Source organism: Thalassotalea ganghwensis (genome assembly GCF_053485795.1).
Window position 1 is genome coordinate 59,368 of record NZ_JBQRUM010000015.1, and the last position, 13,760, is coordinate 73,127.

General features: G+C 40.7%; 13 protein-coding genes. 1 reads left to right on the forward strand and 12 read right to left on the reverse strand.

Features of this window, described 5'->3' with window-relative positions:
• Positions 1 to 31 precede the first annotated feature (31 nt).
• Entirely contained in the window at positions 32 to 1,450 is a 1,419-nt protein-coding gene (locus ACSLUH_RS14680) for a hypothetical protein (protein ID WP_448568314.1), read from the reverse strand.
• A gap of 155 nt (positions 1,451 to 1,605) precedes the next feature.
• Between ACSLUH_RS14680 and ACSLUH_RS14685 the strand changes: the two genes are divergently transcribed.
• Positions 1,606 to 2,253, forward strand: coding sequence for a cupin domain-containing protein (locus ACSLUH_RS14685; RefSeq protein WP_448568316.1), 648 nt, complete (start codon positions 1,606 to 1,608; stop codon positions 2,251 to 2,253).
• Between the two features lie 4 nt (positions 2,254 to 2,257).
• On the opposite strand, the gene ACSLUH_RS14690 is transcribed toward ACSLUH_RS14685, so the two are convergent.
• From ACSLUH_RS14690 to ACSLUH_RS14740, 11 genes are all read right to left on the reverse strand, one after another.
• Positions 2,258 to 3,598, reverse strand: coding sequence for a sensor histidine kinase (locus ACSLUH_RS14690; RefSeq protein WP_448568318.1), 1,341 nt, complete (start codon positions 3,596 to 3,598; stop codon positions 2,258 to 2,260).
• The gene (locus tag ACSLUH_RS14695; protein WP_448568320.1) at positions 3,585 to 4,958 is read right to left on the reverse strand and encodes a sigma-54-dependent transcriptional regulator; all 1,374 of its coding nucleotides are present in this window, start codon (positions 4,956 to 4,958) and stop codon (positions 3,585 to 3,587) included. The genes ACSLUH_RS14690 and ACSLUH_RS14695 overlap by 14 nt, the downstream gene beginning before the upstream one ends.
• Before the next feature lie 102 nt (positions 4,959 to 5,060).
• Positions 5,061 to 7,484 carry an FtsX-like permease family protein gene (locus ACSLUH_RS14700; RefSeq protein WP_448568322.1) on the reverse strand — a complete coding sequence of 808 codons (2,424 nt, stop codon included), beginning with the start codon at positions 7,482 to 7,484 and terminating at the stop codon, positions 5,061 to 5,063.
• Between the two features lie 22 nt (positions 7,485 to 7,506).
• A complete protein-coding gene (locus ACSLUH_RS14705) occupies positions 7,507 to 8,226 on the reverse strand; it encodes an ABC transporter ATP-binding protein (RefSeq protein ID WP_448568324.1) in 720 nt (239 codons plus the stop codon).
• A 51-nt stretch (positions 8,227 to 8,277) separates the two neighbouring features.
• Positions 8,278 to 9,534: an efflux RND transporter periplasmic adaptor subunit gene (locus ACSLUH_RS14710; protein WP_448568326.1), complete on the reverse strand. Its 1,257-nt coding sequence runs from the start codon at positions 9,532 to 9,534 to the stop codon at positions 8,278 to 8,280.
• Positions 9,535 to 9,750: 216 nt separating this feature from the next.
• Positions 9,751 to 10,035 (reverse strand): hypothetical protein, encoded by a 285-nt coding sequence (locus ACSLUH_RS14715; RefSeq protein ID WP_448568328.1) that lies wholly within the window; start codon positions 10,033 to 10,035, stop codon positions 9,751 to 9,753.
• The gene (locus ACSLUH_RS14720) at positions 10,028 to 10,576 is read right to left on the reverse strand and encodes an RNA polymerase sigma factor (RefSeq protein WP_448568330.1); all 549 of its coding nucleotides are present in this window, start codon (positions 10,574 to 10,576) and stop codon (positions 10,028 to 10,030) included. Before ACSLUH_RS14720 ends, ACSLUH_RS14715 begins: the two co-directional genes overlap by 8 nt.
• A 29-nt stretch (positions 10,577 to 10,605) precedes the next feature.
• A complete protein-coding gene (locus ACSLUH_RS14725) occupies positions 10,606 to 10,956 on the reverse strand; it encodes a DUF6249 domain-containing protein (RefSeq protein WP_448568331.1) in 351 nt (116 codons plus the stop codon).
• 88 nt (positions 10,957 to 11,044) lie between these two features.
• Positions 11,045 to 12,553, reverse strand: a complete 1,509-nt coding sequence (locus ACSLUH_RS14730; protein WP_448568333.1) for a serine hydrolase domain-containing protein — start codon at positions 12,551 to 12,553, stop codon at positions 11,045 to 11,047.
• 218 nt (positions 12,554 to 12,771) lie between these two features.
• Positions 12,772 to 13,062: a YciI family protein gene (locus tag ACSLUH_RS14735; RefSeq protein WP_448568335.1), complete on the reverse strand. Its 291-nt coding sequence runs from the start codon at positions 13,060 to 13,062 to the stop codon at positions 12,772 to 12,774.
• Between the two features lie 120 nt (positions 13,063 to 13,182).
• On the reverse strand, positions 13,183 to 13,752 hold the full coding sequence (locus tag ACSLUH_RS14740; RefSeq protein ID WP_448568337.1) for a DUF3592 domain-containing protein: 570 nt from the start codon (positions 13,750 to 13,752) through the stop codon (positions 13,183 to 13,185).
• Positions 13,753 to 13,760 lie beyond the last annotated feature (8 nt).

Genomic DNA, 13,760 nt, shown 5'->3' on the forward strand with positions numbered 1-13,760 from the left:
ATTTGTCGTTTTAGTTTTGCTCTCTAAGGGGCTAACTTACGGACTCAACGGTATCGGCACTAATTTCCTCTTTGACTTCAAAGTTTTGCTCTGACTCCATTGCTTCAATGTTAACAATCTTTGAACGATTGATGGTTAACTTATAGCGTTGACAAAATCGTCGTTTATGTTTGTCTTTTTGCATGACAACAAAGTTTATTTGATAGCGACGTTCAACACCTTGGTTCGATATTTTATTACCATCGAGAGAATATAAGCGACCTTCGCCCTTTTTCAAAAAACGAATGAATGGAGTAAGGGTAAATAATAACTGGCATTGGAGTTCTTCAAATCCTGGCATAAAATCTTTGGCAACCACTTTGGTTTCACAGCGAAAGTGCAATAACTCAGCAGATTGCTGGTTTTGCTGACGACGTTTTTGAAACAATGCATCGACTTCAGGTGGTAGGTCTTTTTCTCTAATGTATTCGAGCCAAATGGTCTGATATGCCATTTTGGCTTTTTTTAGGCTATCGCTGAACAGTAACTGCCACTTAGGTCGACCACGCTGTATCCAACGCCAAACTATGCGTACTAAGTCATCCCTAAAAATCTCTCTTAAGCCATATAAAATACCTAAAAAGACAACCAATAATAGGGTGACTTCGGTGTAAACCGTTCTAGAATTTAACACGATTGCCATCACTGAGCCCATGATAACCGCTGTGACACTACCTCGAACCAAACGGCGCAGGTTTTCATTTAAGTTAAATGTTTCCTTTTTAAATACGACGCCAATTTCACTTAAGCGCTGCAGCAAACGCATTTTATTGGTTATCCGGTTTGGATCATCCATGGTGAGGTGAGAGTTGTAATTACACTCGTCCCGATATCGGCTCTCACTACGACATAGTTCGAAAATTGCATCTCGACTCTCACTGAGTTCGCTACTTTTCGGGCCATTGGCGAGTAAATTCAAGAAAGACTGCTCGGTGTACCAACTAAGATAATTATCAACGTTTTCAAAGTATGAACTCAGTTTTTGGTCGGGTGGTGTATAACGGCGTAACTTCTTTAACAACGATTGGGTTTGTTCGAGCAACTCTGAAGCGGCTTGATAAAATAATTCAACATCCTGCTCTTGCAGGCATTGTTTTAAATCATTATCTAATGCTAGTCTAAATTGATAAGCATATAAGTTTAGGTTACTGCGATAATCTTGCTCTTCGCCTTTGGTTTGGCTGATAAAACGGCTTCGTACCAAGGGTAAATGCACAACTTCAGAAAAATAAGCAATGTTTGATTTGATGCTACTGTAAAAAAAACTGTCTTCTGGGGTTGTGATCGGATTAATACCCATTTCATCAGGTAGAGAAAAGTAAATATCGAGTCGTTGAATATCATTAGGGCGTAATTGTTGGTTGATTTTAAACGACAAGTTGTCATCCTGAGTAAGAGAGACAATTTTCACGTGTTATACTAGTTCCTAATCATTGTTATTTAACCTTAAGTATTTGTCATTTTTACCATTTATTCCACATTCATTGAAAGGTTTTTCGTTATTAGTTAAACATTTTTTTGATTGAAAACGTATTAAACTCGAATTTTTGTCGGTAGGAGGAACTTGTGTTAAACATGAATTTTGATCACAAGGTGGTCATTAATACTGAACTGCAATCTTGGCAAGAAAGCCCAAGTAAAGGCGTGCTTCGTAAACCATTGGCAAGAGAAGAAGCTGAGCAGGGACACGCGACCAGTATTGTCTGCTATCAACGCGGTGCGAGCTTTAGCGAACATGGGCACCCTAAAGGAGAGGAGATACTCGTGCTCAATGGGGTTTTCTCAGATCATACCGGTGATTATCCCGCAGGCTCCTATATTCGCAACCCACCAGGCTTTAAGCACAGTCCTTATAGTCAGCATGGTTGTGTATTGTTGGTTAAATTACATCAGTTTCAACAGGGTGATAATCAACAGGTACGAATAAAAACTCAAGATTCTCCATGGCTTGAAGGACAAGGGGGCTTAAAAGTTATGCCGTTACATGAATACGGATGTGAAGCTACTGCGCTGGTTAAGTGGCCAAAAAATAAACGCTTTAAGCCTCACCGCCATTACGGTGGTGAAGAGATTTTTGTGTTGTCGGGAGAGTTTATCGATGAACATGGTCGCTATCCGAAAGGTACATGGATACGTAGCCCACACCTAAGTGAGCATTATCCATATGTTGAGCAAGAAACGATAATTTTTGTAAAAACGGGTCACTTGATTTAACCGATCAGGTTAATGGAAAAGAGAGTGTTACCAAGGCACCTTGGCCATCGACTCTATTATCAAGATTTATCAACCCATCATGGTTAAACATAATTTGTCGGCAAAGCGCAAGTCCAATGCCGCTTCCGCTTGTTTTGGTGGTGTAAAAAGGAACAAACAGATTATCTCTATTGGCAATGCCTTTACCTGAGTCAGCAATGAAAATATGTAGCCATTGTGACGACCTTTCTTGGCTAATTGTCAGCGTTTTTTCACAGCATGCAGTCATTGCTTCATCAGCATTTTTAAACACATTTATCAATAGCTGGGCAAGTTGAGGCTTATCAGCAATTAATGTCAAACTGTCTTCAAGTTGATTTTCAAGTTGGCAGCTAGGAAACAATGCAATCTGTTGTTCTACCAGTGCATTGATGTCAATGGTCTGTTTATTGGCAGGTGGTAAATGTGAGAGTTGGCTGTAACTTTGTAAAAATGTCGATAGCGCATCTGCGCGCTCTGAAATAATAGCGATCCCTTCACTGAGCTTTTCATTGTCCGCAGAGGCAGGTTGCCCTGAAAGACGCTTGGCAATAGTTTGACTAATAGTAGCGATTGGCGTTAATGAGTTGTTCATTTCATGACTGAGCACCCGCAAGAGACTTTGCCAGCTTTTACGTTCTTTTTCTTTTAACAACCGCTCGGCATTACTTAACAAGTATAATTGGTGGGGCTGACCATCACTCAAAAACGTTTCTTTGATTAATAAGTGTTCGCCTCGAAGTTGTTGTTGGCCAAATTCAATGATGCCACTTGGGGCGTTGATAATTTGTTTTCCGATCGGATTGCTGGCGAGCAAGAATTCTTCATCTAGCTGCTCTTGTTCAAAAATAAGTCTTTTTGCCGAAGCATTCGCCATCACTACAGCACCGTTTGCGTTTGTTGCGATAACCATCGCATCCATTTGTTCTACGATTCGCTCGAGCAGCAATCGAGACTCTTTGGCTTCAATACGATGTTTTGCCAAAGATTCGGCTAACTCGTTAATTAAAACTAACAGCTCGCCGAATGCTTGATTGGTGTGTAAACGACCTCTGAGTGAATAATCACCGTCGATCATCGCTTCAACAATATTTGAAATGGTTCTTAGTTGATAGTCTGCTTGTTGCTGGCTGGCAACAACAACATAGAGGCATAACAAGCTTAAAATAATAAGAATAAAAGCGATTAAGTATATGGAAATATTAGCGATTAATAACGCTATCGCCGCAGTTAAAAAACAAGGTACACACACCAGCAACACTAAGGGCAGTTGCCGATAAAGCATCATTTGTTTAAGGTGCTTGCAAAGACGCTTAATCAAGCCCATATTTAGTTACTCTGCGATAGTATCCACTGCGGCTTAAGCCAAGAGATTTTGCTGTTTGAGTTGCGTTACCACTAAAGTGGGCTAAGCGCTGAAAAATTGCCGCTTTTTCTATTTCATCTAAGGTTAACTCATGCTGCAAGGCTGGGTTCTGTTCGATAGTTTGTGCTGACAGCATAAGCTGTTCAGCGTCAATTGTTGTGGACTTGCAAGTGAACAATACGCGTTCCATTAAATGACTCAATTCACGAATATTGCCAGGCCAATTATAGTCGGTCAACGCCATTTGAGCTGCTGTTGATAGTGTCGGGCAATCGCGATGATACTTCTGGCTGTAACTTGTTAAAAAATGCTCAGCAAGCGGTATGATATCTTCGTTACGCTCAGCTAATGCAGGTACTTTTAATTCAATGGTGTTAAGCCGGTAATATAGATCTTGACGAAATTCCTTATTGGCAATCGCGCTGAGCAAATCACCATTGGTGGCAGATATGATCCTGACATCAGCTCGTTGGGATTTACTACTGCCGACAGCTTCAAATTGACGCTGTTCTAACACCCTTAAAAGTTTAGCTTGTTGCGCCAGCGGAATATTAGCAATTTCATCTAAAAATAATGTTCCCTGCTCTGCCATTTCAAATCGACCGATGCGGTTTTCACGCGCATCGGTAAATGCCCCTTTGACATGACCAAACATCTCACTTTCAAATAATGATTCAGCGATGGCCCCCATGTTGACAGAGATAAAAGAATACTCTGAGCGGGGTGAGTTTTGATGAATGTAAGAAGCTAGCATGCTTTTCCCTGTGCCGTTATCTCCGGTGAGAAGAATGCTCATATCACTTTTGGCAAGCTCATCAAGTGTTGATAACAGTTGCTGCATTTTTCTGGAGTGCGCAATAATGCCTTGACGGTTGCTCGGGTGCTCCTTTGCGATTAATAGCTTGTTTTGTTGGTCGAGACGTGCTGCTTTTTTGGTGGTACTAGCCAGTTTGATTTGGGTATCAATAGCGCTCAGAATGCGTTCGTTTTTCCATGGTTTTTGGATAAAGTCTTTCGCGCCCGCTTGCATAGCCTTGACAGCGACATCGATAGTTGCCCAACCCGTCATCACGATAATCGGAAGGTTTTCATCGATTTGCATAACCTGTTTGACCAAGTTGATACCTTCTTCTCCCGAGGTAGTATCTTGCTCGAAGTTCATATCCAGAAGCAACAAATCAACGGATTGAGTTTTAAGGTTTTCTATTACTGCTTGAGGGGTAGTTACCGCGAGTACATCAAAGCCTTCATCACTTAACAAGTACTTTAAGCTGGCGATAACGTTCAAATCATCGTCAGCGATCAGGATATTTTTATTCACAATAAATTCAATAATTTTAATTTAGGTTAACTGTAAGAAAAATTATGGCTAAGCACAAGGAAACGCCACTTTGGTTTTGTTGCCAAAGCAGCGTTATTTTCTTTATTCGTAGCGCAGTGCCGCACTAGGCTCCATTTTTACTGCTGTTTTAGTAGGAGCCAAAATGGCAAGCATAACAATGGTTGAAAGACCAACAATAACGGTTATTACCACACCAAAATACATACTTACTGGGAATAAACGCTCGGTAAACTGATGAAAGCCAAAGGAAATTAAGGCGAAAAATGCCGTAGCTAACCCTAAACCGATGACCAGTTGTCGCGCCCCTTGTTTTAGAAACATCTTAATAATGGCGCTATCACTGGCACCCACAGCGCGGCGAATACCTACTTCATGTGTTTTTTGAGCAACGGCATTAGCGGTTAAACCATAGATACCTACCATGGCTAGCAGCAGAGCAAAGAAGCCGGTAACAAAAGTGACCTTTGACATTAGCTTCATGCTATCACGCATCATACTGCGGTTTCGATCTGCTGGTTGAACTGAGTAAGTTAACTCAATATTGCGATCAGTATCGTACATCGCCTGATAAAATATCTCTTCTGGATTTGCCGTGTTTGGCTCGATGCGATAATAAAGAATAAAGTAATTACTGCTAAATTGCAGGCCAGAAAGATAAACCTCATCGGCGCTATCGAGTTTACCAAATAGTGTGCTCGAGTTTAGTCTGTTGCTTACCACACCAATCACATAGACACGCACTTCTTCATCACCAATATTGATAATGAAGCTTTTTTCCAACGGTGATTCACCTGGCCAATAGCGGTTCGCCATGGATTGGCTGATAATAGCGGTTTTTCTGGCGTTAATGTCATCGCGTTGTTCAAATTGTCGTCCAGCAATTAGATTAACGCCATAGGTTTCAGTGGAGCCGATGACTGTTATTGTGTCTACTGAGGGTTTATCTTCTTCTCGCGAGAAGTCGTGTCCATCGATAGTCAGGGTACTTTTGCCAATCCAACTGCTTGCAATGACACCCGAAACTTGTGGGTGAGCGGCAATTTTATCTTTTAACGAAAGGTAAACGTTCAGTTGCTCTGCTTTGGTAACATATTTATCGTCGGGGACACCAAATCGCGCAGTAATCACATTGCTGTAATCATCGCCGAGATCAATATTGATTAATTTATGAGAAATATAAGCGGAAACAGCGCCAATCATCATTAAAGTGGCGACTAAGAAAATCTGGGTAGTGACTAAAATTTTTGACATTCGACCGGCTTTTTTGCCTTGGGCACCGCGTGTACCATCGCGCAAGGTTGCATTGACATCTTGATGGGCAGAGCGCCATGCAGGTAAAAAAGATGATAAAGCAATCGTCACCAAGGTAAAGACAACACCCATTAATAGTGTCGCGCCATCCATACCATATTGCCACCAAAAAGAACCGCCATTTGGAACCCAAGAGTGAAACAGGATATTAAAGTATTCTAGCGCGCCACCAACGAGTAAAACGGCCAAGACTCCGCCCAATACAGATATAATAATACCTTCCCACATTAAATGACTAACAAGACGTTGAGTTGTAGCGCCTATGGCTGCGCGTATCGCAGTTTCCTTTTGACGTTGTAAAGTGCGGGCGAGTAGTAAATTGCCCACATTAATACAGGCGAGTAAGAGGATTAAGCCAGCAATGCCATTAAGAAAAGCGAAAACAATACCGCCTTCATTACCAGTTTGTGCCATCGGAAACGTCAAAATTTTTGCCGTTTTAACGAGTTCAGGAAGGTCATAAAGCTTAACGTGTTGTTGATATAGCTGATTGACCGCTTGGCCAAGTTCTTGTTCTGCTTGCTCTATTGAAGCACCGTCTTTTAATCTGGCGTAAGCAAAAAACTGGTTGCTTAGGTTCGCTGGTTTATTAAAGATGGAATCGCGCAAAGGAAGCCATATTTGCGCTGTACTGGGGAAGCGGTATCCTTGTGGCATGACACCAATGATATCGGTGACTTCACCATTTAGCCTAAGTGTTTTACCTGAAAGATTTGTGTCACCTTGAAACTGTTCTTGCCAAATTTCAAAACTAATTAAAGCAACGGGCGCTGCATCAGGCAAAGTATCGGATGCCTCAATTGTCCGGCCATATAGCGGTTGTGTACGGCTAAATTTAAACAGTCCATCACGCACTAAACTGGCAGAGTAATCACGACCGGCTTGACCAACACTCAAGCGTATACTAATCGTGCCGTATATACCAAATTCTTCAAAGTGCTGGATATTATCTTTAACATGATGAAATTCATAGCCAGTGATATTTCGATATTTATCATTGTGGTAAATGGCTACCGCTTTCGCACTATCACCTTCAGGTAAAGGCAACGGCTTATAGACAGTTGTGTATAAAAATGAAAAGGTGAACAAACTAATAGATAATCCACCAATGAGCACCCCTAAAGTCATTGCCGTGAAGCGAGGTGACTTTAGTAGTAATCTCAGTGCATATTTTATATCAATAAGTGTAGACATAAGCATTGTTTTGCTACCTTCTCTAGTGATTATTTACAACTTGCTGCAATATGCGTTCATCTGAGCTGTCTTTGATTAACTGCCCGTCAAACATTTCAATGGTGCGCTGAGCACGTTTTGCGCTTGTTGGATCGTGAGTCACCATACAAATAGTTGCACCGTCTTGGTGAAGCTTATCTAAAAGATCAAGTACCGCTAGGGCGTTTTTTGAGTCTAAGTTACCGGTAGGTTCATCAGCGAGAATAATAGACGGGTCATTAACTAGTGCGCGAGCAACAGCAACACGCTGTTGTTGTCCACCTGATAATTGAGAAGGGTAGTGATGGATGCGATGGGTCATTTCCACTTTCTCGAGCACAGCGTTCACTTTTTGTGTGATGTCGTTTTTGCTCCACCCGGATTGATAAGTCAGTGGTAGCATAACATTTTCAAATACAGTTAAATCAGAAATTAAGTTAAATGATTGGAAAACAAAACCAATTTTTTCACTTCGCTTGATCGCTCGTTGATTGCGTGACAATTGCGAAACATCTTGATCTTCCATAGTGAAACTGCCCATCGTTGGCGTATCAAGCAAACCTAATAGTGAGAGTAATGTCGATTTACCGCAACCCGATTGACCACTAAGGGCTATATACTCTCCCTTGTTGATTTTTAAGTTGATCTGGTGCAAAGCTCGGGTTTCGATTTCTTCGGTAACAAAGGTTTTCCCAATGTTTTCTAAATTAAGTAATACGGTCATATCGGTTCCTTATCGATCTTATTTGGTACGTGTAACAACAAACGTTGTCTGTTAGTTAATTAATATTTGTTTATGGTCTTGCCAGTCGGAGGTGTCAGAGATGATGATGGTGTCTCCAACCGCTAAGCCCGACAGTATCTGTATTTTGTCAACTGAGCTGACACCCAAATCAACCGAACGTTTGTTGGCAAATTGCTGGTTTTGACTGAGTTGAAATAAATCAATGCGAGTATGCTTAGGCGCAAACATGGGTCGTTTAACAAATAGGGCATTGTCGATGTGGTTGATTTGTATCAATCCGTCAACGGTAAGCTCTGGGCGCATATCGCTAGGAAGTGGTTCAGTAAATTCGACATCAACCAATACCATGCCTGAACTTACTGCAGGATCAATGCGAGTAACATGGGCATTGTATTCATGGGTGCGGGTATCGATAATCACTTGTTGACCAAGCGCAATGTCTCTTGCTCGAACTTCTTGAACCTGCAGTTGCGCGTATAATGCTTGCTGATCTGCAACAAGCGCAACACTATCACCTACTTGAGCACGCTCACCAAGCTTTAGTGATACTTGCTGCACAATGCCTGACACTGTTGATCTAACACTTAATGCATTAACTTGCTCGACAATACGTTGATAGTTGTTTTCGACTAAGCCCAGACGAGCTTGTTGCGCTTGCTTAGTGGCGTCAATATTGGCTCTCATTTTCTTTGCTTTTTCTTTTTGGGCTTGCCAGGACTGCATTTGCTGCTTAACCAATAATTGACTTTTTTGGTAATCAAGCGCTGAAACCGTGGCGTTACCTTGTTCCATCAGTTGAGTTTCAGCATCTAACTTAAGCTTGGCTGATTGATAATTAAATTCTGCTGCAACAATTGAATTTTCTAAATCAAGCATTTGCGATTCAAGTTGCACGAGAGCGGCGTGGCTTTCAGCTTTAAAGGCTTTTAGTTCCCAACTCGCCTTTTCAAGATCGCGATGTAATTGAGGGTTAGAAAGCTGTGCCAGTATTTCCCCTTGTGAGACACGAGCACCGGGTTTGACATTAACCAATTCTACTCGCCCAGATACCTCTGACGACATCCAACGCTCAGTTAATGGTTTTAAAACGCCTGTTGCACGCACATTAACGCTGAACTCACCTTGTTCAACAACAGCAGTAACGAGTTCGTTTTTATCAACGATGTATGAGGCATTACCGAAGGTGGCGTTTAAAGCGTAGAGCGCAAAAATGACTAAAGATATTGGCAGTAGCCACCAGTACTTTTTCCATATAGGCGTTGGTTGAATTTGACGTCTTGTATCCATAATCTCATAACATAAAGTGAGTAATGGCGTTTACAAGTACAAGTCGCGTGCCAAACATAGAAAATTTTATAATCTGTTGTTATATATCGCTTTTTTGTTATTTTGGTTCTGGCTGATTGAAGATGACGTGTCAAGGTGTGTTGTTTTCGACACAGCAAAATAGTTTTAATTGTGTCGAAAGTGAAACAGGTCGGTAGTCTAAACGATGGGAACTGGTCAAAACTCTTCGCTAGTTACCCATGAACTGGTTAATAACGCTAATAAAAGTAAACTTGAGGACGCTACTAAAAATTCAAGGGATGAAAAAGCTGCTAAGTTCAATGTCAACAGCAATGGCATCGCTAAAAGTACTGCCGCAATTAATGCATAAATGACAAGCTTTTGTTTTAGTTTTTGTCGTTTGTTAATTTTGATGGTTATCTCTTGAATAAATGTTTCTTCTGGCAGTGTGCTGTGATATTGCAGTAGCTGCTCCAACAAAGCGTCGGTTTCTTTATTCATTATATTCCCCTTGGTTAGCTTGCTGAGATTGCATCTTTTCAATTAGCTTTTGTTTACCTCGATTAATGTGTGATTTGACCGTACCTAGTGGCAATTGGGTTATCGTTACTATTTCTTGATGGCTCATTCCGGCACTGATAGACAACGTGATGCAGGTTCGCTCTTCTATTGACAGTGATTTCATTGACTTTTCGATAATGATATCGTTTTCCGGTACGGTTTCTTGTGTCATTGTTAGCACTTCACTTAAATCAAAAACTTCATGTTGATAATGCACTTTTTCTTTTGCGCGTAAAAAACAGTGGTAGGCAATTTTATGTGCCCATGTACTAAAACTTGATTGCCCAGAAAAGCTTTCTATATGCTGATAGACCTTTAAAAATGCTTCTTGAGTAATATCATCAGCAAGTGCGTGGTCTCCGGCAGTTAACCTTCGAACAAAATGTCGAAGTGGTGACTGGTATTTGCGCACTAAACTGGTAAACGCATGCTGATCATTGTTGAAAACAACACGGGCGATTAGGTCGTTGTCAGCAATCATAACGCTCTCGATGATAGAACAACCAGCGGTTAGTCGTCACGTTGAGCAAGTTTCCATGCGATACCAAGGGCAATACCTATCATTAGTGGAAAAATAGCGATTGCAAACGCTACTTTAGGTAAATCGACTAGGTAGCCTGAAATAACACAAGCAACCGCTAGACTGATCAATACCAAGCACCGCTTTAAATCAACTTGCTTAGTCGTTTTATAGCTACCTAATTTTTCCAACACTTCGGGGGTTAGTTGCTGCCCTTGGTCGATCATTTGTCGAATGGTTTTTTGCACATCTTTTTTATTGCGGCTGCTCAAGTATAAGTTTGTGCAGATAATAATGGTGAAAGCGACGAGCAGTGATATCGGGATCATAAAGTCATACATAAAAAAACTCGCTAAAATTATTTGGGTTGTTATTGGTTAGATACGGCAGCATCCAATTTTGGATGCAGCTCAATATATTTTTGTAAATTTAACTTTTTTTCACAAAATTCATACCATCAAAGGTTAAACTATCTACCTGATTTGTGGTATTAAATGACAAGATTTCTCCAGACGTCGGTATAAAAGTTACTCTGAGTTTATCGGCTTTGTCAAAGCCTGTTGCTATTGTTGATAGCTGGCCCCAGCGCAATGCTAGCTGTTTGTTTGACGTTAAGCTGACTTCGATGTCACCTAATGTTGGGTGTTGGTAAACCCCTAAGTAAGCGCCTTTAGGTAGAGATAAAACTAATTGCCGGGCGGCTATTTTTTCTTGTTGTTTGGCACGCATTTTATTGATGACACTAAGTTTATTATTCAAAGAATCAAAACGTTGATTAACTCGTGTGACGGTATCTGGATCGTTTAGTAAAGTTCCGTAGATATAATCAGCGATAAGCGATGTTAGCTTACCGCTCAAAAAATCTTCATTATTAAGTATGATAACGGCAATTTTCTGCTCTGGTATAAAAGATAAGTGAGCATGAGTACCTGCAAAGCCGCCAAAGTGATGAAGCATTTTCTCATTTTTATACTGACCAATATACCATCCCCAAGCATAGCCATCGCGTTCAAAGTCTTCATAACGCGCTTCGGTTGTCGCTTGTTGTTGATGCGACTTAGCAATAACGTCAGCAGGAAATACTTGTTTTCCTTCCACTTTTCCAAGATTAAGTTGAGCAATCGCAAACTTGGCTAGATCCGATGTTGTTGACACCATGCCGCCTGCGGCTTGCATCGTTTGGTCTACTTTTTCTAGATAAAGTGGGGTGGTAGGCTCTGATGCCATCAAAGAGTAAGGTTTGGCAACGTTAACATGTTTATTTTGGTAGTCACTCATTCTTGCCGAGGTATTTGGCATGTTGAGTGGTTTAAATATCCCTGACGCAAGCCGTTCTTGCCAAGCGTTGTCAAAGTGTTTGTCGGCAAAAACGCTAAAAATATTATAACCGACATTAGTGTATTGAAAATTATCAATGGTGTTTGGCTCAACACTTGTGTTAATTAGCACCATTTGTTCGAGGGTTTTAGGTGAATGAACACCACTAAATGCTGTCGCTAAAACCAATGGCATGTTGTTAATGCCGCTGGTATGGGTAAGTAAGTGTTTAAGCGTAATATTTTGTTCGCTTTTCGCTGGCAGTGACAGGTTGGGAAACATGCTGGCGATGGGAGTATCTGCACTTAGACGTTGTTCGTTGATATCGAGCAAGGCATTTAATGCGGTAAAAGGTTTAGTAATTGAGGCGATATAGTAGGGGGTATGCTCAGTTACCGGGACTTGGCCTTCAATATCAGCATATCCCCAATTTGCGAGGTAAATAATTTGATCATTTTTAACCACGGCCACCGACGTGCCAGAAGGAAGTTTGGCTAATGACTTTGTTGCCGTGACTTGACGTTCAAGAGGTGAAAAATCCAATGTTTTATTATCAATTGCCAGTAAGGGGTGGCTAACAATGAGTGCACTAGTAAATAGCAAAGCTTGTTTTAAGTTCATGTAAGGTATCTCTATATTAAACAGTTAATGGTTAGATACCTTGAAAAAGCTCATTGGATGCAGATGAACTAAAATTTTTTTTTAAGCTATGAGGTGTTGATCTTTCGCGGTTAAATTTGTTCGAATTTAATGAATCTAAAGCACAGCGTTGCCTCTGATATAACCACCGTCAATTGCTGTAAAAATAGCCTCGAAAGGTCTTCACGTTTTAACTAAGCTTATGATAATGTGACGAATTTTGCTTCATTAACTTGAATCTTTTCCCAGACGTTGCCAACAACATAAGGGTCATTATCTAGCCATTGCTGTAGTTGCTCGCGATCAGCAAAATTGACATGAACTGAAGAGCCGATCATTTTTCCATGATCGTCTAAGAGAGCGCCGCCACTTAAAAATGTACCTTGTTTTATCATCTCGCTAATGCCAGCTAAGTGGGCTTCGCGGTTGGCTAAGCGGCGATTTAACGCTTCATTGTCGGTATAATCATAAGCGATAACAACGTATTGCATGGTATTTCCTCAAATTTAAGTTTTACAGTTAACTACTGATTTTATTGCGATTAAAGAATTTTTAGTAGTGAAAACTCGCCTATAATCGGAATGTTTTTGCCTTACTTAGCGTAAATTATCCTAAGAGGAAAGTTCAATAATTTGCAGCGACAATAATAGTGGCAAAATAATAAGTAATGCGCCGATTATGATCCGAATCGATTGAGTCGATGTTTTGCCTGGGTAAATGACATTATTATTTGGATCTTTAGGCTGATAATACACTTGGAACGGACGCATCTTTCTCAGGGTATCGAGCTTTTTTTGTGCGATAGTTTTTGATGAATAATTGTGACTAAAGTCTATCGAGCTGCCACTATATTTTACATCTGAGACAGTAAACTCGTAATGAATTATAGGCGCATATGACCTACTGCCACTATTTTTCGTTGTGTACGTTAGCGAACTCGAGGTTAATTTAGCTAAGGTTTTTGGCCAATGAACGCTCTCAATGGCAAGAGAGCGTAATATTAATCCTGTGGCTAAAATAAACAAGCCTAAGGTTATCAGCATTAACCAAGCAATAGCATCTAGCCATTTATAATCGGTAAATAATGCTATGGGCGCGATAATCATCAACAAAAACAGAAAATAGATTGAATACCGACTCTTACCCAGTGCTACGTTGATAAAGCGATTTTGAATCGACATATGACTTA

What these genes read in the sequence shown, in the direction of transcription:
- ACSLUH_RS14690 (WP_448568318.1), bottom strand. Translation starts at nt 3,598, where the DNA reads ATGGGCTTGATTAAGCGTCTTTGCAAGCACCTTAAACAAATGATGCTT.
- ACSLUH_RS14700 (WP_448568322.1), bottom strand. Translation starts at nt 7,484, where the DNA reads ATGTCTACACTTATTGATATAAAATATGCACTGAGATTACTACTAAAG.
- ACSLUH_RS14705 (WP_448568324.1), bottom strand. Translation starts at nt 8,226, where the DNA reads ATGACCGTATTACTTAATTTAGAAAACATTGGGAAAACCTTTGTTACC.
- ACSLUH_RS14710 (WP_448568326.1), bottom strand. Translation starts at nt 9,534, where the DNA reads ATGGATACAAGACGTCAAATTCAACCAACGCCTATATGGAAAAAGTAC.
- ACSLUH_RS14715 (WP_448568328.1), bottom strand. Translation starts at nt 10,035, where the DNA reads ATGAATAAAGAAACCGACGCTTTGTTGGAGCAGCTACTGCAATATCAC.
- ACSLUH_RS14720 (WP_448568330.1), bottom strand. Translation starts at nt 10,576, where the DNA reads ATGATTGCTGACAACGACCTAATCGCCCGTGTTGTTTTCAACAATGAT.
- ACSLUH_RS14725 (WP_448568331.1), bottom strand. Translation starts at nt 10,956, where the DNA reads ATGTATGACTTTATGATCCCGATATCACTGCTCGTCGCTTTCACCATT.
- ACSLUH_RS14730 (WP_448568333.1), bottom strand. Translation starts at nt 12,553, where the DNA reads ATGAACTTAAAACAAGCTTTGCTATTTACTAGTGCACTCATTGTTAGC.
- ACSLUH_RS14735 (WP_448568335.1), bottom strand. Translation starts at nt 13,062, where the DNA reads ATGCAATACGTTGTTATCGCTTATGATTATACCGACAATGAAGCGTTA.
- ACSLUH_RS14740 (WP_448568337.1), bottom strand. Translation starts at nt 13,752, where the DNA reads ATGTCGATTCAAAATCGCTTTATCAACGTAGCACTGGGTAAGAGTCGG.